Annotated in this window: 17 protein-coding genes and 1 other RNA gene; 10 read left to right on the top strand and 8 right to left on the bottom strand. The window is 57.6% G+C overall.

The genetic code is table 11. The annotated features are described in order from the left end of the window. Positions 1 to 4 precede the first annotated feature (4 nt). The gene (locus RGV06_RS23120) at positions 5 to 1,009 is read right to left on the bottom strand and encodes an NADP-dependent oxidoreductase (RefSeq protein WP_019826733.1); all 1,005 of its coding nucleotides are present in this window, start codon (positions 1,007 to 1,009) and stop codon (positions 5 to 7) included. A 195-nt stretch (positions 1,010 to 1,204) separates the two neighbouring features. Between RGV06_RS23120 and RGV06_RS23125 the strand changes: the two genes are divergently transcribed. Then, entirely contained in the window at positions 1,205 to 1,966 is a 762-nt protein-coding gene (locus RGV06_RS23125; protein WP_019826732.1) for an SDR family oxidoreductase, read from the top strand. A gap of 44 nt (positions 1,967 to 2,010) precedes the next feature. On the opposite strand, the gene RGV06_RS23130 is transcribed toward RGV06_RS23125, so the two are convergent. Continuing rightward, positions 2,011 to 3,201: a benzoate/H(+) symporter BenE family transporter gene (locus RGV06_RS23130; protein ID WP_046809973.1), complete on the bottom strand. Its 1,191-nt coding sequence runs from the start codon at positions 3,199 to 3,201 to the stop codon at positions 2,011 to 2,013. Positions 3,202 to 3,427: 226 nt separating this feature from the next. Here RGV06_RS23130 and RGV06_RS23135 point away from each other — a divergent pair, with 226 nt between their 5' ends. Beyond that, the gene (locus RGV06_RS23135; RefSeq protein WP_019826729.1) at positions 3,428 to 4,195 is read left to right on the top strand and encodes a GntR family transcriptional regulator; all 768 of its coding nucleotides are present in this window, start codon (positions 3,428 to 3,430) and stop codon (positions 4,193 to 4,195) included. A 234-nt stretch (positions 4,196 to 4,429) separates the two neighbouring features. Here RGV06_RS23135 and guaD read toward each other — a convergent pair whose 3' ends face one another. The 4 genes from guaD to xdhA are packed head-to-tail and all read right to left on the bottom strand — an operon-like array spanning position 4,430 to position 10,436. Beyond that, positions 4,430 to 5,728, bottom strand: a complete 1,299-nt coding sequence (gene guaD / locus RGV06_RS23140) for a guanine deaminase (RefSeq protein ID WP_322151546.1) — start codon at positions 5,726 to 5,728, stop codon at positions 4,430 to 4,432. 8 nt (positions 5,729 to 5,736) lie between these two features. After that, on the bottom strand, positions 5,737 to 6,594 hold the full coding sequence (xdhC, locus tag RGV06_RS23145; RefSeq protein ID WP_048352413.1) for a xanthine dehydrogenase accessory protein XdhC: 858 nt from the start codon (positions 6,592 to 6,594) through the stop codon (positions 5,737 to 5,739). Then, positions 6,587 to 8,986, bottom strand: coding sequence for a xanthine dehydrogenase molybdopterin binding subunit (gene xdhB, locus RGV06_RS23150; RefSeq protein WP_322151547.1), 2,400 nt, complete (start codon positions 8,984 to 8,986; stop codon positions 6,587 to 6,589). Before xdhB ends, xdhC begins: the two co-directional genes overlap by 8 nt. Further along, on the bottom strand, positions 8,979 to 10,436 hold the full coding sequence (xdhA, locus tag RGV06_RS23155) for a xanthine dehydrogenase small subunit (protein WP_046809969.1): 1,458 nt from the start codon (positions 10,434 to 10,436) through the stop codon (positions 8,979 to 8,981). Before xdhA ends, xdhB begins: the two co-directional genes overlap by 8 nt. Positions 10,437 to 10,660: 224 nt before the next feature. Between xdhA and RGV06_RS23160 the strand changes: the two genes are divergently transcribed. The 8 genes from RGV06_RS23160 (at position 10,661) to recR (ending at position 22,232) form a co-directional block, all read left to right on the top strand. Further along, positions 10,661 to 11,320, top strand: a complete 660-nt coding sequence (locus RGV06_RS23160; RefSeq protein WP_019826717.1) for a GntR family transcriptional regulator — start codon at positions 10,661 to 10,663, stop codon at positions 11,318 to 11,320. Positions 11,321 to 11,322: 2 nt separating this feature from the next. Continuing rightward, positions 11,323 to 14,811 (top strand): chromosome segregation protein SMC, encoded by a 3,489-nt coding sequence (gene smc, locus RGV06_RS23165; protein WP_322151548.1) that lies wholly within the window; start codon positions 11,323 to 11,325, stop codon positions 14,809 to 14,811. A 258-nt stretch (positions 14,812 to 15,069) separates the two neighbouring features. Continuing rightward, entirely contained in the window at positions 15,070 to 15,948 is an 879-nt protein-coding gene (gene zipA, locus RGV06_RS23170) for a cell division protein ZipA (RefSeq protein ID WP_019826713.1), read from the top strand. Between the two features lie 98 nt (positions 15,949 to 16,046). After that, positions 16,047 to 18,410 (top strand): NAD-dependent DNA ligase LigA, encoded by a 2,364-nt coding sequence (ligA, locus tag RGV06_RS23175; RefSeq protein ID WP_322151549.1) that lies wholly within the window; start codon positions 16,047 to 16,049, stop codon positions 18,408 to 18,410. A gap of 309 nt (positions 18,411 to 18,719) precedes the next feature. Continuing rightward, an RNA gene (ffs, locus tag RGV06_RS23180) (signal recognition particle sRNA small type) lies at positions 18,720 to 18,816 on the top strand. Between the two features lie 224 nt (positions 18,817 to 19,040). Beyond that, positions 19,041 to 21,092, top strand: coding sequence for a DNA polymerase III subunit gamma/tau (dnaX, locus tag RGV06_RS23185; protein WP_048352408.1), 2,052 nt, complete (start codon positions 19,041 to 19,043; stop codon positions 21,090 to 21,092). A gap of 80 nt (positions 21,093 to 21,172) precedes the next feature. After that, positions 21,173 to 21,511: a YbaB/EbfC family nucleoid-associated protein gene (locus RGV06_RS23190; RefSeq protein WP_019826710.1), complete on the top strand. Its 339-nt coding sequence runs from the start codon at positions 21,173 to 21,175 to the stop codon at positions 21,509 to 21,511. 118 nt (positions 21,512 to 21,629) lie between these two features. Then, the gene (gene recR, locus RGV06_RS23195; RefSeq protein WP_019826708.1) at positions 21,630 to 22,232 is read left to right on the top strand and encodes a recombination mediator RecR; all 603 of its coding nucleotides are present in this window, start codon (positions 21,630 to 21,632) and stop codon (positions 22,230 to 22,232) included. A gap of 124 nt (positions 22,233 to 22,356) precedes the next feature. On the opposite strand, the gene RGV06_RS23200 is transcribed toward recR, so the two are convergent. Beyond that, the gene (locus tag RGV06_RS23200; RefSeq protein WP_019826705.1) at positions 22,357 to 22,902 is read right to left on the bottom strand and encodes an adenine phosphoribosyltransferase; all 546 of its coding nucleotides are present in this window, start codon (positions 22,900 to 22,902) and stop codon (positions 22,357 to 22,359) included. A 52-nt stretch (positions 22,903 to 22,954) separates the two neighbouring features. After that, entirely contained in the window at positions 22,955 to 23,689 is a 735-nt protein-coding gene (fnr, locus tag RGV06_RS23205; protein WP_019826703.1) for a fumarate/nitrate reduction transcriptional regulator Fnr, read from the bottom strand. Positions 23,690 to 23,707: the final 18 nt, after the last annotated feature.

Consider the following 23,707-nt stretch of genomic DNA (forward strand, 5'->3'; position numbering starts at 1 on the left):
GGATTCAGATCTTCAACACCAGCTTGCCGTAGTTTTCTCCGCTAAACAGTTTCATCAGGCTTTGCGGAAAGCTTTCAAGCCCTTCAACAATATGTTCTTTGCTTTTTAGTTGGCCTTTGGCCAGCCATCCCGCCATTTCCTGCCCGGCTGCTGTATAGCGATCGGAGTAGTCCATCACTACAAAGCCTTCCATGCGTGCGCGATTGACCAGCAGTGACAAGTAGTTGGACGGGCCTTTCACAGCTTCCTTGTTGTTGTACTGACTAATTGCACCGCAAATGATGACGCGAGCCTTGAAGTTCAGGCGACTCAGCACGGCGTCAAGAATATCGCCGCCGACGTTGTCGAAAAATACATCGACGCCGTTAGGGCATTCTCGTTTAAGCCCCGCGATAACATCTTCGTTCTTGTAGTCGATCGCGCCGTCAAAGCCCAACTCTTGGGTCAACAACGCGCACTTCTCTTTCCCGCCTGCAATGCCGACTACACGGCAGCCTTTAAGCTTGGCGATTTGACCGGCAATGCTGCCGACTGCGCCTGCTGCGCCAGAAATCACCACCGTGTCACCCGTTTTAGGTGCACCGACTTCGAGCAGGGCAAAGTAAGCCGTCATGCCGGTCATGCCCAAAGCGGACAAGTACACAGGCAGTGGAACCAGTTTGGGGTCTACTTTATAGAAGCCGCGTGGCTCACCCACGAAGTAATCCTGTACGCCCAAGGCGCCGTTGACGTAATCACCAACGGCAAAACCAGGGTGGGAGGAGGCAATGACTTTACCTACACCCAGGGCCCGCATGACTTCACCAAGAGCCACGGGCGGAATATAGGATTTGCCTTCATTCATCCAGCCGCGCATGGCCGGGTCGAGGGACAGGTATTCGTTCTTGACCAAGATCTGGCCTTCTTTTGGTTGCACTACCGCAACGCTCTGGAACGTAAATGTGTCAGGGGTTGGTGCACCGAATGGACGTTTGGCGAGCAGAAATTGGCGGTTTGTCTGGTCAGTCATTGCAATAACCCCTTTGAAATAGATGTCTGTTGATAGACCTTCTTCAGCTTCAGGGCAAGTGAATGCAGGTTTACGAATAGGTTTTTATCAGTGGTGGTGATCTTCATAGGCAGGCTTATATCACTCGGATAAATAACTCGATCACTGCATTTGAACGGTTCACAGTGCAGGTGCACCCTTGAGAGGATAAAAATAATGGGCATGACGTTTACCGGACAAGTAGCGGTGGTTACGGGCGCAGGAGCTGGTATAGGTCGTGCCACGGCCTTGGCGTTTGCCGGCGAAGGCTTGAAAGTGGTGGTGGCCGATCTGGATGTGACAGGCGGTGAATGCACGGTCGAGCAGATAAAGGCGGTGGGTGGCAGCGCTGTATTTGTACGCTGCGATGTCACAGTCGAGGAGCAGGTCAAGCAGCTGATGGAGCAGGTCATCAGCTACTACGGTCGGCTGGATTATGCCTTCAATAATGCAGGGATCGAGATCGAGCAAGGTCGCCTGGCTGACGGCACGATGGATGAGTTCGACGCGATCATGGGGGTGAACGTCAAAGGTGTCTGGTTATGCATGAAATATCAGTTACCGCTGATGCTGGCTCAGGGTGGCGGGGCGATAGTCAATACAGCGTCGGTTGCCGGGCTGGGGGCTGCGCCAAAAATGAGCATCTACTCGGCATCCAAACATGCGGTCATTGGGCTGACAAAATCAGCCGCCATTGAATATGCGAAAAAGCATATTCGGGTGAATGCGGTGTGCCCGGCGGTGATTGATACCGATATGTTCCGGCGCGCCCATGAAGCCGATCCGCGCAAGGCCGAGTTTGCCGCAGCCATTCATCCAGTAGGGCGTATCGGTAAAGTCGAGGAAGTGGCCAGTGCCGTCCTGTACTTGTGCTCGGACGGCGCGGGGTTCACCACGGGGCATTCGTTGGCTATAGATGGCGGTGCGTTGGCGATTTAATGCGAACCCAGGATATGCCCGGTCCGCAGGTTGATAGCGTGTTATTAGCGCGCTTTCCAGTTCAGGATCATCAGGGTCAGCACCCCCGCGACAATTCCCCAAAAAGCCGAGCCGACCGAGAACAGGGTCATGCCCGATGCTGTGACCATAAAGGTAACCAGGGCCGCCTCACGCTCCTTGGATTCACTCATCGCAATGGTCAAGCCATTGATGATTGAACCGAACAGGGCCAACGCAGCAATCGACAGCACCAACTCCTTGGGCAAGGCTGCGAACAGCGCGGCGAGTGTCGCGCCAAAAACGCCGGCGATGCCGTAGAAAATCCCGCACCACATGGCTGCGGTGTAGCGCTTTTTAGGGTCTTCGTGAGCATGAGGGCCGGTGCAGATTGCGGCACTGATCGCAGCCAGGTTAATCCCGTGGGAGCCAAAAGGTGCCAGCAGCAATGAGGCCACACCGGTGGTGGTAATTAGCGGTGAAGCGGGCACGTTATAGCCATCGGCTCGCAGAACGGCGATGCCGGGCATATTTTGCGACGTCATGGCGACGACAAACAGCGGGATACCGATGCTGATGGTCGCAGCCAGTGAGAACGAAGGTGTTGTCCATACCGGGACGGCCACTTCGAGCGCAAAACCGCTGAAGTCAAGGAGCCCTAGCAAGCCCGAGATCAGAGTGCCAATCACCAGTGCCGCCAACACTGCATAGCGGGGCGACAGGCGTTTGACTATCAGGTAAGTGAAAAACATGCCAATGACCAGGCCGGTTCGGTGCTGCGCTGCGACGAAGATTTCGCTGCCGATCTTGAACAAAATACCTGCCAGCAAAGCGGCTGCCAGTGACGAGGGGATGCGTTTGACCAGGCGTTCAAAGCTGCCGGTCATGCCGCAGATAATGACCAGCACCGCACAGGTGATGTAGGCACCGATGGCTTCGTGGTAACTGACACCGCCCAGACTGGTAATCAGCAGCGCAGCGCCCGGTGTGGACCAGGCAATGGTAATCGGGGTGCGATAACGCAAAGACAGGCCTATGCTGCAAATTGCCATGCCGATCGATAGCGCCCAAATCCATGACGAAATCTGCCCGCTGGTGAGTCCCGCTGCCTGGCCTGCCTGAAACATGAGGACCAGAGAGCTGGTGTAACCGGTCATCATGGCGATAAACCCTGCGACCACAGCCGAGGGAGAGGTGTCTGCCAGAGGGTGCAGTCGCGGCTGCGTGGCGTCAGTCATGGAACGCTATTCCTTGTTCTTGATAAGAGTTCGAGCAAGGCGCAAGCCTAAACGCAAATGTCACATTTCATTGCGATACAGACGGGGTCGTAAATGACCGTACAGTCGTACTGGCACTCTGGCTTGTGTACAATGCGCCTTGCTTTTTGCATTAATTCCCAGTCAGCGACGCCCGTTTACGTATTAACGTAACTTCATCCGCCGCCGCTTCCCCACACGAGTACCCATGAACGAACAGTTGCAGCCTCTCAAGAAACAATCCCGCTCAGGCAAGGCCGGCCGTAGTGGAACCCAGGACGATATCGTCTATGCGCATATTTTTGAGGCGATCCTCGAACAGCGTCTGGCGCCTGGCACAAAGTTGAGTGAAGAGGCACTGGGCGAAATCTTCGGGGTGAGCCGCACCATCATTCGTCGTGCATTGTCGCGCCTGGCTCATGAAGGGGTCGTGCTGCTGCGGCCCAACCGTGGAGCGGTGGTCGCAAGCCCGAGCGTAGAAGAAGCGCGCCAGGTATTTTTGGCCCGGCGGCTGGTTGAAAAGGCCATTACTGAATTGGCGGTGGTCCATGCGACTGCAGACGATTTGTTGCAACTGCGCAAAATGGTGCAGGACGAACGCGACAGCTTTTCACGAGGCGATCGTGGTGCGGGGATCCGCTTGTCTGGCGAGTTCCACCTGAAGCTGGCTGAAGCGGCCAAGAATGCGCCGTTGATCAGCTTTCAGCGCAGCCTGGTATCGCAGACTTCGTTGATCATTGCCCAGTACGAGAGTGGCAACCGCTCGCACTGCTCCTACGACGAACACATGCAATTGATCGATGCCATTGAAGCCCGTGATGCTGCCCAGGCCGTGCACTTGATGATGCATCACATGGACCACATCGACAGTAAGCTCAACCTCGACGAAGAAAGTGCCTCGGATGATCTGCACGCGGTGTTCTCGCACTTGCTGCAAACCAAGGGCAAAAGCCCTCGACCTGCTGCCAAGCTCTAAGATTCATTGCAGTCGTGTGGCCACGTGTCTGCAAGGCAGCTGCCGAGGAACGAAGGCTGCGTTCGGCGGCGCAGCCTTCGTAAAATCTGATACTGCGGTGTATCAGTTAAACCCGGTTTTCAGGGTTTACGACGACTACGTCGCCGAACGCAGCCTCGTTCCTTCGGCAGCTGCTACATGGGTTTGACTCTCTATGACCTGCAACAGTGTGTGCAGGCCAAGGTAGCCATTAATTCAGCGCTGATGCACCAGATTGCCCGCTGCATAGGTCTGTTGCACAGTGCGGTCGTCGCCCAGGGTCATCAAGACGAACAGCGTTTCAGCGATGTTTTTTGACTGCTTGAGGCGATAGCTCATCAGTGGTGTTGCGTTGTAATCCAGTACCAGGAAGTCAGCATCGCTGCCCGGTTGCAGGTTGCCGATCCGGTCTTCCAGACGCAGCGCCCGCGCGCCGCCCAGGGTGGCCAGATACAGGGACTTGAACGGATCCAGACGAGCGCCTTGCAATTGCATGACCTTGTACGCTTCGTTAAGGGTGTTGAGCAGTGAGAAGCTGGTACCCGCACCCACATCCGTCCCCAGGCCTACATTGAGTTTGTGCTTCTCGGCCATCGGCAGGTTGAACAGGCCGCTGCCCAGGAACAGGTTGGACGTCGGGCAGAAAGCCACCGCCGACCCGGTTTCGGCCAGTCGTGCACATTCCTCGTCACACAAATGCACCCCGTGGGCAAACACGGAACGCTCACCCAGCAGTTGGTAGTGGTCATACACATCCAGATAGCCTTTGCGCTCAGGGAACAACGATTTGACCCACTCGATTTCTTGAAGGTTCTCGCTGATATGGGTATGCAGATACACATCCGGATATTCGCCAAGCAACTTGCCCGCCAAGGTTAATTGCTCAGGGGTGCTGGTCGGCGCAAAGCGCGGGGTAACCGCGTAATGCAGGCGGCCTTTACCGTGCCACCGCTCGATTAGCGCCTTGCTTTCGCTGTAGCCGGTTTCGGCGGTGTCGGTCAGGTAGTCGGGGGCGTTGCGGTCCATCATCACTTTGCCGGCGATCAGGCGCAGGTCCAGTCGCTGGGCAGCTTCAAACAAGGCATCGACCGATTGCGGATGCACGCTGCCAAACACCAGCGCTGTGGTGGTGCCATTGCGCAGCAGTTCCTTGAGGAAAATATCGGCGACTTCGTCTGCATGTGCCTTGTCGGCGAACTGTTTTTCGCACGGGAAGGTGTAAGTGTTGAGCCAGTCGAGCAATTGCTCGCCGTAGGCGCCAATCATTCTGGTCTGTGGAAAGTGGATGTGTGTATCGATAAAGCCCGGTGTGATCAGGGCATCCTTGTATTCGGTGACTTCAATGTCATCAGCGAGTTTTGCAAGCAGTTCACTGGCAGCCCCGACCGCTTTGATCTGCCCGTTGTCGACCACCAGCAGACCGTCTTCGAAATACTCATAGGAGGCTTCGATCCCGACGTCGGCGGGGTCGGCGATGCTGTGCAAAATGGCGGCGCGATAGGCTTTACAGGTCATGATAATTCTCAGTGTGTGGCATGACTGCGTCGTGAAGACGGCAGTAATTGTTTAATGGATTCGGATGACGCGGTGTCGGCTCCGGCGCTGTGCTGGCCGAAGTGGGTGTTGTAGGTGGCGATGATTTCGCCTGCAATGGAAATCGCGATTTCGACAGGCAGTTTGCCTTTGACTTCGCTCAAGCCCATCGGGCAGCGCATGCGCTGCAAATGTGACGCGCTAATACCCCGATCACGCAGGCGATGTTCAAACTTCACGCGTTTGGTTTTAGAGCCAATCAAGCCGAAGTAGGTAAAGTCATTGCGTTTGAGCAGGGCAGCGCTGAGTTCCAGATCCAGGGCGTGATTATGCGTCATGACGATGCAGTAGCAACCCGCTGGCAGATCCTGCACCTCGTCGACGGGCTCGTCGGTGACGATTTTTTGCACGCCTTGGGGGATGAATGTCGGGAATTCTTGTTCCCGCGAGTCGATCCAGCGCACCCGGCATGGCAAGCTGGCGAGGAGGGGCACCAGGGCCCGGGCCACATGCCCTGCGCCAAACACGGCGATGTGTGCCTGCACCTGGCCCATGGGTTCAAACAGCAACACGGCCACCCCACCGCAACACTGGCCCAAGCTGGCGCCCAGGCTGAAGCGCTGAAGATGGGTGTCTTGCTTGCCGCTATTGAGCATCTGGCGGGCGATTTCCATGGCCTTGTATTCCAGGTGCCCACCGCCAATGGTGTCGAATGTTTGATCGGCGCAGATAACCATTTTTGAGCCGGCATTGCGCGGGGTCGAACCTTGCTCCTCGATGATGGTGACTAACACGCAGGGCTCTCCCTGCAGCTGCAACTGCGCCAGGGCGCTGATCCAGTTATTCATGACTGTGTGCCTCTTCGCACCTTGCCGCCGCCGCTACAGAGAGTTCGCGCATTTGCTCACAGCCCCACAGGACCCTCTCCGGCGTAGCGGGCGCGTCGATGGCGGGTTGTGCGCGGTAGTCGGCCACACTCGCCACGGCGTCCTTGATCGCGCACCAGGCCGCAATACCGAGCATGAACGGCGGTTCGCCGACGGCTTTGGAGTGGAAGACGGTGTCTTCAGGGTTTTTACGGTTTTCTACCAGCGTGACGCGCAAGTCCAGTGGCATGTCTGCCACGGCCGGTATCTTGTAGCTGGCCGGGCCATTGGTCATCAGCTTGCCTTTGGCATTCCACACCAGCTCCTCCATGGTCAGCCACCCGGCGCCTTGAATATAGCCGCCTTCAACCTGGCCGATGTCGATGGCCGGATTCAGCGAGGCGCCCACGTCGTGCAGGATGTCAGTGCGCAACATTTTGTATTCGCCGGTGAGGGTGTCAACGATCACTTCGGCACAGGCCGCACCAAAGGCAAAGTAGTAAAACGGTCGTCCGCGAGCCTGAGTACGGTCATAAAAGATTTTTGGGGTTTTATAGAAACCGGTGCTCGATAGCGACACCTGACCGAAATAGGCCTGCTGAATCAAGGTTTCAAAGCTGATGACCTGCTCGCCAACGCGCACCTGGCCATTGTGGAAAATAACCTCCTGCTGGTCGACCTGATACTTGCCGGCGGCAAATTCAACCAGCCGCAGCTTGATGGTTTGCGCAGCATTTTGCGCGGCTTTGCCGTTAAGATCCGCCCCGCTAGACGCTGCAGTAGGCGAGGTGTTCGGAACCTTGTCCGTGTTGGTAGCCGTGATCTGCACGCGGCTGATATCCACCTGAAATACCTCGGCCACCACTTGTGCAACCTTGGTGTTCAAGCCCTGGCCCATCTCGGTGCCGCCGTGGTTGAGGTGGATGCTGCCATCGGTGTAGATGTGAATCAGTGCACCCGCCTGATTGAGGAAGCTGGCGGTGAAGGAAATACCGAACTTGACCGGCGTCAGTGCCAGGCCTTTTTTGAGGATCGGGCTGTTGGCGTTGAATGCCTTGATCGCTTGCCGGCGCTCGGCGTATTGGCTGCTGGCCTCAAGGTCAGCGGTCATTTCTTCCAGCAGGTTGTGCTCCACGGTCTGGTAGTAGTGAGTCACATTGCGTTCGGTTTTGCCGTAGTAGTTGGCTTTGCGCACGTCCAGTGGATCAAGGCCCAGATGGCGGGCAATGTGGTCCATGACCTCTTCGATTGCGACCATGCCTTGTGGGCCGCCAAATCCGCGATAGGCCGTGTTTGACGCGGTATTGGTTTTGCAGCGATAGCCATTGATCGTTGCATCGCCAAGGTAATAGGCGTTATCGGCGTGGAACATGGCGCGGTCGACGATGGAGTTGGACAAGTCCGGTGAGCAACCGCAGTTTCCCGCCAGGTCCAGCTTGATACCCTGCAGACGACCGCTGGCGTCGAAGCCAACGTCGTATTCGATGTAAAACGGGTGGCGCTTACCGGTCATCAACATGTCTTCGACCCGTGGCAAGCGCATCTTGGCGGGCTGCCCGGTCAGGCGCGCCACCACCGCACACATGCAAGCGGGGCCAGCGGCCTGAGTCTCCTTGCCGCCAAAACCGCCGCCCATGCGCCGCATGTCGACGACGATTTTGTTCATCGAAACATCCAGTACTTCAGCTACCAGCTTTTGCACTTCGGTGGGGTTTTGCGTGGAGCAGTACACGATCATTCCGCCGTCTTCGGTGGGCATGACCGATGAAATCTGGGTTTCAAGATAGAAGTGTTCTTGTCCGCCGATATGCAAACTGCCTTGCAGGCGATTTTCAGCTGCGGCCAGTGCGTTGATTGAGTCGCCGCGCTCATGGGTGTGGGTGTCCAGTACGAAGTGTTTGTTGCGCAGGGCCTGGACTACATCCAGCACCGGCTCCAGGTCTTCGTATTCGATAATGGCGGCCATTGCCGCCTTGCGCGCCGTGTCCAGGTCATGGGCAGCAACCGCCAGCACTGCCTGGCCTACATATTCCACCTTGTCGATGGCCAACAGCGGGTCGCCGGGCAGCAGCGGGCCGATGTCTTTGAGGCCGGGAATGTCTTCGTGGGTAATGACCAGGCGCACGCCTTCAAAGGCGTAGCAGGGCGTAGTGTCAACGCGGATGATTTTGGCATGAGCCCGGTCTGACAGGCGTGCGTAAAGATGCAACTGGTTGGGGAATTCGAGCCGGTCATCGATGTACTGCGCCTCACCCGAGACGTGCTTTTCGGCGCTGTCATGCTTGACGCTGCGACCTACACCGGTTTTCAGGTCCTGTTGGAAGAGGGCCGTCAATTCGGCCTGGGTCGGCTCATTCGTGTGATGGTTAGACATAAGCTGTTACCCGCGTCTCAAGCAGTGGTGCCTGCAGTTCGATGAAGTATTTGCGCAGCAGGTTTTGGGCGCTCAGCAGGCGGTACTCCTTGCTGGCACGAAAGTCCGACAGCGGGGTGAAATCAGTGGCCAATGCTGTGCAGGCGCGCTCAACAGTGGTTGAGTTCCAGTCTGCGCCGAGCAAGGCGGCTTCGCAGGCGTTGGCGCGTTTGGAGGTGGCGGCCATGCCTCCGAATGCCACGCGAGCCCCGGTCACCACGCCGTTGTCGATACGCAGGTTAAATGCGGCGCACACGGCGCTGATGTCGTCGTCCAGACGCTTGGAGATTTTGTAGGCGCGAAATGAATGGTTGGCGTCGGCGCGGGGAATGATGATCTTTTCGATAAATTCCCCTTCCTGGCGCGCCGTTATCCGGTAATCGATGAAGTAGTCCTCAATCGCCAGCGTGCGGCGGGTCGGGCCTTTGCGAAGTATCAGCTGTGCGCCCAGAGCAATCAGCAGCGGCGGTGAGTCGCCAATCGGCGAGGCATTGCCGATATTGCCGCCCAAGGTCCCCTGGTTGCGGATTTGCAGCGAGGCGAAGCGTTGCAGCAGTTCGCCGAAGTCCGGGTATTCGGCCTTGAGCGTGCCGTAAGCGTCCGTCAGCGAAACGGCTGCGCCTATTTCAATACGATCCTCGAAGCGCTCGATGAGCTTCATTTCGGCCACGTTGCCGACGTAAATCATGACCGGCAACGGGCGATGGAACTGGGTGACCTCCAGGGCCAGGTCGGTGCCCCCCGCCAGCAGGCGGGCCTGGGGTTGGGACTCATACAGCTCGGCCAGATCGCTGATGGTCAAGGGCAGCAGGCAACGTTTGTCGCCGCTGTTCAGTTCGCCGGTCTGGGTGGGCGAAATAGACTTGAGCAGGGCGATAGTGTTGTCCTGGAGCGCGTCAAATTGATCGTATTGCTGAACGCCGCAGGCTTGTTCGGCGGCGGCCAGGATCGGCCGGTAACCGGTGCAGCGGCACAGGTTGCCCGCCAGTGCCTCGTGGGCTTGATGGCCGTCAGGCTGGCCGGTGCTGTTTTTTTGCAGGGCGAAGAGTGACATCACAAAACCCGGCGTGCAGAAACCGCACTGTGAGCCGTGGCAGTCGACCATCGCCCGTTGCACGCTGTGCAGTTGACCTTTGTGCTTCAAGTCTTCGACGCTGATCAGTTGCTTGCCGTGCAACGCAGACACAAATGTCAGGCAGGAGTTGAGGCTGCGATAGCGCACACGTTCAAGGCCCCGGTCGTCCGTGTGCAGTTCGCCGACCACGACGGTGCAGGCGCCACAGTCTCCACTGGCGCAACCTTCTTTGGTGCCGGATTTGTTCAGGTGTTCACGCAAATAATTGAGCACGGTTAAATTGGGGTCCAGCGTGTGCTCGGTGCGCAGCGTCTGATTGAGTAGGAACTGGATCACGGAAGGCCTCGCATAATCATTATTGTTGTAACGCGGGATGTGCTGAATTTAGCTAAAGCTGACCTGCGGGTCAAGAAATAGAGATCAGGCATCCCTGTGATTTGAATCCACGGGATTTATTTGCTTATTTCGTGCCATATTCGGCCCCTGAAGCGCTGCGCGAGCACACACCAAGTGCGTTACACTGCGCCGCCTGCACTGATCAAAGATTTTGAAGGTAAAACATGACGTTCAAGGCGCCGGACAGCCTCGCCGAGCAAATCGCTCACCACCTCGCCGAACGCATCATTCGCGGCGAGCTCAAGCCTGGGGAACGCATTCAAGAACAGAAAGTGACGCTGGCGCTAAATGTCAGCCGTGGCTCTGTGCGCGAAGCGTTGTTGATCCTTGAGCGGCGACATCTCATCGCCATCCTTCCACGACGTGGCGCCCACGTGACCGAGCTCACCGCGCACAAGGTGCAGAGCCTGTGCACGTTGATGAGCGAGATGTACATCCTGCTCGGCAATGCCGTTGCCCAGCGTTGGGCCGTGCAGGCCGATCTGGGGCCGTTTTTGCAAATCCAGCAACGTCTGATTGCCAGCTACGAACGCCAGGACATCAGCAGCTTCGTTGAAGACAGCTTCAATGTAATGCGTGCGGCATACCCGTTTGCCGACAATCCGTATTTGCAGGAAACCGTCGAGAACCTCCATCCGGCCATGAGCCGCGCCTATTACCTGGCGCTGGATCAGCGCAAGGCTGAGATGAGCGAGTATCTGGCGTTGTTTGCGCAGCTGCTCGAAGCCGTACTGGCTCGTGATCTGGTGCAAATCCGCGTGGTGCTGAGCAACTATGCCCAGCGCAGTTGTGCGTTGGTGCTGTCTGCCTTGACGGATGCCTGAGCGTGCGCCTGACGTGTATCAAACTGGCTGGCTTCAAGTCTTTCGTAGACCCGACCACGGTTACCTTTCCCAGCAATATGGCTGCGGTTGTAGGTCCTAACGGCTGCGGAAAGTCGAACATCATCGATGCCGTACGTTGGGTAATGGGCGAAAGCTCGGCCAAAAACCTGCGTGGCGAGTCGATGACGGATGTCATCTTCAATGGTTCTACCACCCGTAAACCGGTGAGTCAGGCCAGCATCGAGCTGGTATTTGATAACTCCGACGGCACGCTGCTGGGTGAATATGCGGCCTACGCCGAAATCTCCATTCGACGCAAAGTCACCCGTGACAGCCAGACCACCTATTACCTCAATGGCACCAAATGCCGTCGTCGTGACATCACCGATATTTTTCTCGGAACGGGCCTGGGACCGCGCAGCTACTCGATTATCGAGCAGGGCATGATCTCCAAGTTGATCGAGTCCAAGCCTGAAGACCTGCGCAACTTTATCGAGGAGGCGGCTGGCATCTCCAAGTACAAGGAGCGTCGCCGCGAGACCGAAAACCGTATTCGCCGTACCCACGAAAACCTCGCGCGTCTGACTGACCTGCGGGACGAGTTGGGGCGTCAGCTTGAGCGCTTGCATCGTCAGGCCCAGGCTGCCGAAAAGTATCAGGAGTACAAGGCTGAGGAGCGTCAGCTCAAGGCGCAGCTGTCGGCCTTGCGCTGGCAGGCGCTGAACGAGCAGGTGGGGCAGCGCGAAGCGGTCATTGGTAATCAGGAAGTCAGCTTTGAAGCCTTGGTGGCCGATCAGCGCAATGCCGATGCCAGCATCGAGCGTCTGCGTGACGGGCACCACGATCTGTCAGAGCGCTTTAATCTGGTGCAAGGTCGCTTCTATTCGGTGGGCGGTGATATCGCTCGCGTCGAGCAGAGCATTCAGCACGGTCAGCAACGCTTGCGCCAATTGCAGGATGACCTGCGCGAAGCCGAGCGCTCGCGTCTGGAAACCGAGTCCCATCTGGGGCATGACCGCACGATGCTCGCGACACTGGGTGAAGAGCTGCACATGCTTGAGCCCGAGCAAGAGCTGACCAGCGCCGCTGCGGAAGAGGCCGCTGCTGCGCTTGAGGTGTCCGAGCACAGCATGCACGGTTGGCAGGAGCAGTGGGACAGTTTCAATCAGCGCTCTGCCGAGCCGCAGCGCCAGTCCGAAGTGCTTCAGGCCCGTATCCAGCAGTTGGAGACCAGCATGGAACGCGTCGCAGAGCGTCAGCGCCGCTTGGCTGAAGAGCGCGCCTTGCTCGCGGCAGACCCTGAAGATGCGGCGATCCTCGAGCTTAGTGAGCAACTGGCTACCAGCGAGCTGACCCAGGAAGCATTACACGCCAGCGAAGAGCAACTGGTAGAACGCCTGGAGCAAGTGCGCCACGACTTGCACCAGGCGATGCAGAATCAACAACAGGCTCAGGGCGAGCTGCAGCGGCTCAACGGTCGACTGGCTTCCCTTGAGGCCCTGCAACAGGCCGCGCTCGATCCCGGTACCGGTGCAGGTGAATGGCTGCGTGAGCAGCAACTCGCTGAGCAGCCGCGTCTGGCTGAAGGTTTGAGGGTTGAGGCCGGTTGGGAATTGGCGGTCGAGACTGTGCTGGGTGCAGATTTGCAGGCCGTGTTGGTCGACGATTTCTCACGGCTGGACCTGGGCGGCTTTGCCCAAGGGGATTTGCGTCTGTTCAGTGGCGGATCTCAGGAATCTCGTTTGGCGGGGAGCTTGCTCGATAAGGTTGAGGCCGATTTTGATCTGGCGCCCTGGTTGGCCCAGGTCAAACCGGTCGAGACCCTTGAGCAAGCGCTGGCCTTGCGTGCGCAATTGGTCGACGGTCAAAGCCTGATCAGTCGTGATGGCTATTGGGTTGGTCGTCACTTTTTGCGGGTGCGCCGTGCCAGTGAAGCCGAAAGTGGCGTCCTGGCGCGGGGTCAAGAAATCCAGCGTCTGGGGCTTGAGCGCGATGAGCGCGAGGCGGTGCTTGCCACGCTCGAAGAGCAGCTTCAGCGTCTGAGAGAGCAACAGCTCACCCAGGAGGACTCCCGTGAGCAGGTCCGCCGTCGCTTGCAGGATGAAGGGCGTCAGCAGGGCGAGATTAAAGCCAGGCTTTCTGCCAGCAAGGCTAAGGTCGAGCAATTGACCTTGCGCCGTCGTCGACTGGACGAAGAGCTGGCCGAGTTGGGTGAGCAGCGTGCCCTTGAGCATGAGCAGGTGGGCGAGGCTCGCCTGCTCTTGCAGGACGCGCTGGACGCAATGGCCACCGACACTGAGCAGCGTGAACTATTGCTGGCCCAGCGTGACAGCCTGCGCGAGCGTCTTGATCGGGTGCGTCAGGATGCCCGTCAGCATAAAGATCACGCGCACCAGTTAGCGGTTCGTTTGGGCTCGCTTAAAGCGCAGCATGATTCGACCCGTCAGGCACTTGAGCGGCTGCAACTGCAGGCTGAACGCCTGGCTGAAAAGCGCGAGCAGCTCAGTCTCAATCTGGAGGAGGGGGAAGCCCCTCTCGAAGAGTTGCGTCTCAAACTTGAAGAGTTGCTCGACAAGCGCCTGACCGTGGATGAAGAGCTCAAAATTGCCCAGACCGCGCTGGAAGATGCTGACCGTGAACTGCGCGACGCTGAGAAGCGCCGCAATCAGGCTGAGCAACAATCGCAGCTGATTCGTGGTCAGTTGGAACAGCAGCGTATGGAGTGGCAGGCCCTGACTGTGCGCCGTACGGCGTTACAGGACCAGTTGCTGGCAGACGGCTATGATTTGCATGGGGTGCTTGCCACCTTGAACAGCGAGGTCAACGAGCAGCAGGCCGAAGAGGAGCTGGAGCGCATTGCCGCGCGGATTCAACGCTTGGGCGCGATCAACCTCGCGGCCATCGATGAGTACCAGCAGCAATCGGAGCGCAAGCGTTATCTTGATGCTCAGGATGCCGATCTGGTCGAGGCACTCGATACCCTGGAAAACGTCATCCGCAAGATCGACAAAGAAACCCGGAGCCGCTTCAAAGACACCTTTGATCAGATAAATGGTGGATTACAGGCGCTTTTCCCAAAAGTTTTCGGTGGCGGCAGCGCTTATTTGGAACTGACGGGCGAAGATTTACTCGATACAGGGGTAACAATCATGGCGCGGCCACCGGGCAAGAAGAACAGCACCATTCATTTGCTGTCCGGTGGCGAGAAGGCTTTGACGGCTTTGGCATTGGTTTTTGCCATTTTCAAGCTCAATCCGGCGCCTTTCTGCATGCTCGACGAGGTCGATGCACCGCTTGATGACGCTAACGTAGGCCGCTACGCACGCTTGGTGAAAGAGATGTCGCAGACCGTGCAATTCATCTACATCACCCACAACAAGATTGCCATGGAGATGGCTGATCAGTTGATGGGCGTAACGATGCATGAGCCGGGTTGCTCACGTCTTGTAGCGGTTGATGTGGAGGAGGCGATGGCAATGGTCGATGCTTGAGCTATAAGCATGTAGGACGATTTTTTTCTTCTTGTAAGAGAAATATCAACTAATTGACCGATATGACTCACAAGTCGAAGGGTATATGGGCATAGCTCAATGCGACAGACGGTGTAAAGTTATCTTTGGTCGTGTTAATTTAATGTCTAATTTTTTTGTACGTGGGTAAAACGCCATTCAGAACATAGAGTTGGCGCCACGTTTTAAAGGGCTTTAGGCTCTTCTTCATAGAATCATTTTTTAGGGGCACGGGATTACATGGAAATCGGTCTGCGCGAGTGGCTGATAGTCATCGGCATAGTGGTTATCGCCGGTATTCTTTTTGATGGCTGGCGCCGTATGCGCGGTGGCAAGGGGAAGCTCAAATTTCGTCTTGATCGCAGCTTTTCCAACGCCCCTGACGACGATACCAGCCCTGAGCTTCTGGGCCCTTCACGGGTTCTTGATACCCCAAATCATAAAGAGCCGCTGCTTGACGAGCACGACCTGCCATCCGTGAGCATGCCGGCGCGTGATAAAGGTGCCAAGCGTGGCAAGCGTGGCGGTGAGCCGAGTCAGGGTGACCTGAACCTCAATCTTGATCTGGATGACGGCCCAAGCATCAGCGCCCGCGATGATGATTTTGCGCAAGAAGCCAAGCCGCGTGCTCGTTCGGCTCCTGCCGTGTCGGCCGTTGAGGCCAAAGAGTCACAACCACAGCAGGCCGCTGAAGAAGTCCTGGTGATCAGCGTGATCAGTCGTGACCCTGCAGGGTTCAAAGGCCCGGCACTGTTGCAGAACATCCTTGAAAGCGGTTTGCGTTTTGGCGAGATGGATATTTTTCACCGCCACGAAAGCATGGCCGGTAATGGCGAAGTTCTGTTCTCCATGGCCAACGCGGTTAAGCCGGGTGTATTCGATCTGGATGATATTGATCTGTTCAGTACGCCAGCTGTGAGCTTCTTCCTTGGGTTGCCTGGTCCGCGTCATCCCAAACAGGCTTTTGACGTGATGGTTGCTGCAGCACGCAAGTTGTCCCAGGAGCTCAATGGCGAGCTTAAAGACGATCAGCGCAGTGTGTTGACGGCCCAAACCATTGAGCACTACCGCCAGCGCATCGTTGAATTCGAGCGTCGCGCCCTGACTCAAAAACGCTGAACATGTGGGGGGCCGGCTTGCCTGCCCCCGCACACATGCAGAATGAATAATACAAGGAGCAGCCTCGGCTGCTCTTTTGCTTTGTGAGAGAACACCCCATGACCGCCGCCAATACCCGCATTTTAGAGCTGCGCGCTGAACTGGATCAGCACAACTATCGCTACCACGTGCTGGACGAACCGAGCATTCCGGACGCCGAGTACGATCGCCTGTTTCATGAGTTGAAAGCGCTGGAAGCCCAACACCCGGAGCTGGTGACTGCCGACTCGCCGACCCAGCGCGTGGGGAGTGCGGCCTTGTCGGCCTTTACTCAGGTGCGTCACGAAGTGCCCATGCTGAGTTTGGGTAATGCCTTCGATGAAACCGATATGCGTGAGTTTGATCGCCGTGTCAGCGAAGGTCTGGACCTGCCCGCAGGGGATCTGTTTGGCGGTGGCGCTGAAGTTGAGTACAGCTGTGAGCCAAAGCTGGACGGGTTGGCGGTCAGTTTGCTGTATCAGGATGGCAATCTGGTGCGTGGCGCTACGCGAGGTGATGGCACCACGGGTGAAGACATCAGCGTCAACGTGCGCACCGTGCGCAATATACCCCTTAAGCTGCATGGCAGCGGCTGGCCTGCGGTGCTGGAAGTGCGTGGCGAGGTGTTCATGTCCAAGGCAGGCTTTGAGCGCCTCAATGAGACTCAGCTCGCTGTTGGCGGCAAGACGTTTGCCAACCCTCGTAACGCGGCGGCGGGCAGCTTGCGTCAACTGGACTCTAAGATCACCGCCAGTCGGCCGCTGGAGTTTTGCTGTTATGGGCTGGGGCAAGTCTCCGAGGAATTCTCTGATACCCATATAGGCAATCTCAAGCAGTTGCAGCAATGGGGTATGCCCATCAGCCACGAGTTGAAACTGGCCCGCGGGATTGCCGAGTGCCTGGATTACTACCGTGATATTGGCGAGCGCCGTGCTGCGCTGCCCTATGAGATCGACGGTGTGGTGTTCAAGGTTAACAACCTGGCATCGCAGCGTGAGCTGGGCTTTCGGGCTCGCGAGCCGCGTTGGGCGATTGCCCACAAGTTCCCGGCGATGGAAGAGCTGACGGAGTTGCTGGATGTGGAGTTTCAGGTCGGGCGCACGGGTGCGGTAACGCCCGTGGCTCGCCTCAAGCCGGTCAAGGTGGCCGGCGTGACTGTCTCCAATGCGACCCTGCACAACATGGATGAAGTAGCACGTCTTGGGCTGATGATTGGCGATACGGTGATTATTCGCCGTGCAGGCGACGTGATTCCGCAGGTGGTGCAGGTAGTGCTCGAGCGTCGTCCTGAAGATGCCCGTGCGGTGCAGATCCCTGAAAGCTGCCCGGTATGTGGCTCCCATGTTGAGCGCACGCAACTGATCAAACGCAGCAAGGGGCGTGAAACCATCACCGAGGGTGCGGTTTATCGCTGCGTCGGACGTCTGGCCTGCGGTGCCCAGCTCAAACAGGCGATTATTCATTTTGTCTCGCGTCGTGCGATGGACATTGAAGGCCTGGGCGAAAAAAGCGTCGAGCAGTTGGTGGACGAGGGGCTGGTGAGTTCGCCCGCCGACCTTTATACCCTGGCTTTCGAACAGATTGTCGACCTCGAAGGCTTTGCCGAGTTGTCGAGCAAGAACCTGCTCCAGGCCATTGCCGACAGCAAGCGTCCGACATTGGCGCGTTTTATCTATGCGCTGGGTATTCCTGATGTGGGTGAGGAGACGGCCAAGGTCCTGGCCCGCTCCCTGGCCTCTCTGGATCGCGTACAGCGTGCCTTGCCTCAAGTACTGACCTACTTGCCTGATGTCGGGCTCGAAGTGGCGCACGAAATCCACAGCTTCTTCAGCGATGCGCATAACCAGCAGGTGATTGCTCAATTGCTGGAGCGTGGCCTGGAATTGCAGGATCAGGGCGATTTGGGGGCTGAATTCGCGGCCAGTGCGACGCTGGGCGGTCTGATCGACAAGCTGCACATTCCCTCGGTAGGACCGGGTGGCGCACAGAAGCTGGCCGAGAAGTTTGGCTCGCTCGAAGGCGTGATCCATGCGGACTGGCTCGATATGCGTCAGGCCTTGCCCGAAAAGCAGGCCAAGGCGGTACGTGAATTTTTCGATAATCCCGAAAATGCCCGTCTGGCGCTGGAAGTAGAAGCGCAACTGCGGGATTTCGGCATGCACTGGCAGAGTGAGAAGAAGGCTGTTGAGGGCTTGCCACTGGCGGGTCAGACATGGGTGCTGACCGGTTCGCTGGAGTTGATGAGCCGAGATGTTGCCAAGGACAAGCTGGAGAGTCTTGGGGCCAAGGTCTCAGGTTCGGTTTCTGGCAAGACCCATTGCGTGGTCGCAGGGCCAGGGGCTGGCTCTAAGCTGGTCAAGGCCAATGAGCTGGGGCTCAAGGTGCTGGATGAAGAAGCTTTTGTGGCCTTTTTGAAAGAGCAGGGGCTCGCGACAAAGCCCTAGTAGCAGTTGACGAGCAGCGCGAGGCTACGTTCGGCTGCGTAGCAGTCGTAAACCACTCAGCTTTGGTGTTTTAGATACATCACGCTGAACGGGTTTACGACGATTGCATCGTCGGACGCAGCCTCGCTCCTTCGGCAGCTGCTACCCCTGCTAGATCTGCAACAGAGTAACTACAGAGTGCGAGTGCACTCCCGAATCCAAGTACTTGAACCCATTCATTTTTTTATTATTGCAGCAGCGGTTGTAAGTTTTTCTCAGACAGGTACAATGGCGCCGTTCGCTGCTAGGCGGATGTTGTTATGGTGACCCTATCGGTCCCCCCGCAACGATTACCCGTGAACCTGGTCAGATCCGGAAGGAAGCAGCCACAGCGGGAACATTGTGTGCCGGGGTGTGGCTGGTGGGGTTGCCTCCATTTTAAAAATCCTCAGTTCTGCAGGGTTTTAGTCAAAATTCCAATCGTGTGATCCTGTCTCTCCAGGCATTCTGCTGAACTGTCGGCGTGTTGCCGTGCGTGGGTAAAACCTGTTCTGCATAGGCTGCGAGCAGTTAAAAGTGCTCATCGGATGCAATTTTGGCCTTGCTCCGCTAGCATTAGCCCCTTCCGCTTTTCAGACGCGACGGTTATCAATGAGTTATCAGGTTCTTGCACGTAAATGGCGTCCGCGCTCGTTCCGCGAAATGGTCGGCCAGACCCATGTGCTCAAGGCTCTGATCAATGCCCTGGACAGTCAGCGCCTGCACCATGCCTACCTGTTTACCGGTACCCGTGGCGTCGGCAAGACCACCATCGCGCGGATCATCGCCAAATGCCTGAACTGTGAAACAGGTATTACTTCGACCCCCTGCGGCGAGTGTTCGGTGTGTCGCGAGATCGATGAAGGGCGTTTTGTCGACCTGATCGAAATCGACGCGGCCAGCCGAACCAAAGTAGAGGACACGCGCGAACTGCTCGACAACGTGCAATACGCGCCGAGCCGTGGGCGCTTCAAGGTCTACCTGATCGACGAAGTGCACATGCTTTCCAGCCATTCGTTCAATGCGCTGCTCAAGACCCTCGAAGAACCGCCGCCCTACGTAAAATTTATCCTGGCGACCACCGATCCGCAAAAATTGCCGGCCACGATCTTGTCGCGTTGCCTGCAGTTCTCGTTGAAAAACATGACGCCCGAGCGTGTGGTCGAGCATCTGACCCACGTGCTCAGTGCTGAAAACGTGCCATTCGAAGATGACGCGCTGTGGCTGTTGGGCCGTGCGGCCGATGGCTCGATGCGTGATGCCATGAGCCTCACCGATCAGGCCATTGCGTTTGGTGAGGGCAAGGTCCTGGCGGGCGATGTGCGCGCTATGCTCGGTACCCTCGACCACGGTCAGGTATTTGATCTGCTGCATGCCTTGATCGAAGGCGATGCCCGGGCGCTGCTTGAAGCCGTGCGCCATCTGGCCGAGCAGGGCCCGGACTGGAATGGCGTCCTGTCCGAGATCCTCAACGTTTTCCACCGTGTTGCCATTGCCCAGGCATTGCCGGATGGCGTCGACAATGGTCACGGCGACCGCGACCGCGTATTGGCCCTGGCCAAAGCGTTGCCGGCCGAAGACGTCCAGTTTTATTACCAGATGGGCCTGATTGGCCGGCGCGATTTACCGCTGGCGCCAGACCCGCGTGGTGGCTTTGAAATGGTCCTGCTGCGAATGCTGGCCTTCCGTCCAGCGGACACCGGCAATGTGCCGAGTCAGCCGCTAAAGCCAGTGGGGATCAGCCAGGCCACAGTTGATTCCACTCAAACCCTGGCGGCTGCAACACCTGTTGCGCCAGTAGTCATTGCGCCTGCTGTTGCGCCCACGCCGGTTGTCGAGGTTGCAGAGCCAGTGATCGCTCCTGCGCCTGTGGAGCCTCCCAAGGCGCCTGTCGTGCCAGAAAAGGACTTACCCTGGAACGAGCCGTCAATTCCGGTGATTGAGGTCGAGGCTGCTCCTGAGTCGGTGCTGGACACCGTCGGCGAGCCGCCTGAGTTACCGCCGATGCCCCTGCCTACACCTGACAGCGTGGTACCAGACGCGCCGCAGTGGAGCGAAGCACCGATCCCCGATCCGACGCCTGAACAGGTTGATGCGGCCCTGACGGGAATGGATCGTGACGACGAGCCGCCTCTGGACGAAGACTATATCGAGCCGGACATGGATTCGGCGGCGTACAGCTACCTCGACGAACTGGCCAGCGAGCACGCGGCTGAGCCTGCGCCGGAACCCGAGCCCTTGCCTGCCGCAATGCCTGCGACCGGGCTGGCCCTTGAATGGCTGAATATGTTCCCCAAATTACCGGTATCGGGCATGACCGCCAGCATTGGCGCCAACTGCACCTTGATCGCCGTTGACGGGGATGACTGGCTGTTGCACCTGGATCCGGCTCACAGTGCGCTCTTTAACCTGACCCAGCAGCGCCGACTCAACGATGCGTTGAACCAGTACACTCAACGCACGCTCAAAGTGACTATCGAGCTGGTCAAGCCGGAACAGGAAACCCCGGCCCAGGCTGCTTCGCGTTTTCGTGCAGAGCGTCAGCGACTGGCAGAAGAGTCGATCTATGCCGATCCGCTGATCCAGCAAATGATCGAGCAGTTCGGCGCGGCAGTCCGAGACGATACGATTCAACCTGTAGACGTTGCCCAGGCCCCGGCTTAGCAACGCCAGAATAAATACTTACAACCCGCAGTCGTAGTGATTGCGGGTGCATTGTCCAAATAACGTTTGAGGTGATTCCCATGATGAAAGGTGGCATGGCCGGCCTGATGAAGCAGGCGCAGCAGATGCAGGAAAAAATGGCCAAGATGCAGGAAGAACTGGCCAATGCAGAAGTCACCGGTAAGGCCGGTGGCGATATGGTGACTGTGGTCATGACCGGTCGTCACGACATCAAGCGTGTAAGCATCGATCCGGCCCTGCTGGAAGGCGTCAGCGAAGACGACCGTGAAGTGCTGGAAGACCTGTTCGCCGCTGCGGTCAATGACGCCGTTCGCAAGATCGAAGCAAACAGCCAGGACAAAATGTCTGGCGTGACCGCCGGCATGCAACTGCCGCCGGGCATGAAGCTGCCGTTCTAAGGCGCTCTAGAATGCCAGGCCCTGAGCCTGGCATTTTTTTGCCTTTTTTACGGGCATTTGACGTCATCCCACACCGCGGGTATAAACCGCGTCTCGTTGTTTTGTCGGACCTTTCCCTATGAGCTTCAGCCCCCTGATTCGCCAACTGATCGATGCCTTGCGTACCTTGCCGGGTGTGGGTCAAAAGACCGCGCAGCGCATGGCTCTGCAATTGCTTGAGCGTGATCGCAGTGGCGGCTCGCGTCTGGCTTTGGCGTTGACCCAGGCGATGGACGGCGTTGGGCACTGCCGTCTGTGCCGAACCCTCACCGAAGACGATCTGTGCCCGCAGTGTGCCGACGTGCGCCGTGATGACACGTTGCTGTGCGTGGTCGAGGGGCCGATGGATGTGTATGCCGTTGAGCAGACCGGCTATCGCGGACGTTACTTTGTGCTCAAGGGGCACTTGTCGCCGCTGGATGGTTTGGGGCCAGAGGCGATTGGCATTCCGCAATTGATGACGCGCATTGCAGAGCAGGGCACCTTTGCAGAAGTGATCCTGGCGACCAATCCTACGGTCGAAGGCGAAGCAACTGCCCATTACATTGCTCAACTACTCAGCAATAAAGGCCTGATCGCTTCACGTATCGCGCATGGTGTGCCGTTGGGGGGGGAGCTTGAGCTGGTCGATGGCGGCACGCTGGCTCACTCGTTCTCGGGGCGTCGACCGATTACGCTCTGACAGGGAATGCCGGGGGTGACGCCTGTGGGAGCGGGCTTGCTCGCGATGGCATCAGCGCGGTTCAACTGAATGCCGCGGTGTCTGCATCGCGAGCCAGCCCGCTCCCACGGGTGATGTGTCGGTATTACTCGGTCAGTGAAAACTCGGTCAGGCAGAAGGTAGGTACACCCAAATCCTGCAGGCGCTGCGAGCCGCCCAGTTCAGGCAGATCAATAATCGCTGCCGCTTCGAATACCTGAGCACCCATGCGGCGTACCAGATTGGCAGCGGCGATCAGGGTGCCGCCGGTGGCGATCAAGTCATCGACGATCAGCAACGAGTCGCCTTCGCACAAACTGTCGGCGTGAACCTCCAGAAATGCTTCGCCATATTCCGTCTGATAACCTTCGGCCAAAACGTCAGCGGGCAATTTGCCTTGTTTGCGAAACAGGACCAGCGGTTTGTTGAGCTGATGGGCCAGCACCGAGCCGATCAAAAAGCCGCGGGCATCCATGGCGCCGATGTGGCTGAAGTCAGCCTCGACGTAGCGCTCGATAAAGCTGTCGGCGATCACGCGCATGGCGCGGGGGGATTGGTAGAGCGGGGTAATATCGCGAAAGATGACGCCCGGCTTGGGAAAATCAACTACCGGGCGGATCAGGGATTTGAGGCAAAAATCGTCGAAGACCATATCAGGTGTCCTGGCGTGCGTTAAGCGCGCCAGTATAACCCCTCAAGCCGCTTTAGACTTCCAGCGAACCACCTGCCAGGGCGCACAACTTGATCGGGTCAAGAATATGCACTTCCTTGCCTTCGGCTGTGATCAGCTGGTTTTCCTGCAGGCGTGTGAACACCCGGGACACAGTCTCTACGGCCAGACCCAGGTAGTTGCCGATTTCGTTGCGCGACATGCTCAGGCGATATTGATTGGCCGAGAAACCACGGGCGCGGAAGCGGGCTGACAGGTTAACCAAAAAGGTCGCAATACGTTCGTCGGCCGTTTTTTTCGACAGGAGCAACATCATTTGTTGGTCGTCGCGAATTTCGCGGCTCATCACGCGCATCAGTTGGCGACGAAGCTGTGGCAGTTGCACAGAAAGCTCGTCCAGACGTTCGAAAGGAATTTCGCACACCGGAGTGGTTTCCAGCGCCTGAGCCGATACCGGGTAGGTTTCCGTGTCCATCCCGGATAGGCCTACCAGTTCGCTTGGCAGATGGAAGCCAGTGATTTGCTCTTCACCGTTGTCACTCAGGCTGAACGTTTTCAGTGCGCCAGATCGAACTGCGTACACCGAGCCAAACGTGTCGCCTTGGCGAAACAAAAACTCGCCTTTTTTCAGTGGGCGCCCGCGCTTGACGATTTCTTCCAGCGCGTCCATGTCTTCCAGGTCCAACGAAAGTGGCAGGCAGAGAGGTGCCAGGCTGCAGTCCTTGCATTGGGCCTGGCTATGAGCGCGCACTTTTACTGGCTCGGGCATTTCTTAAATCCTTGTAGG

Source organism: Pseudomonas sp. CCI3.1, assembly GCF_034313985.1.
Classification (GTDB): Bacteria; Pseudomonadota; Gammaproteobacteria; order Pseudomonadales; family Pseudomonadaceae; genus Aquipseudomonas; species Aquipseudomonas psychrophila.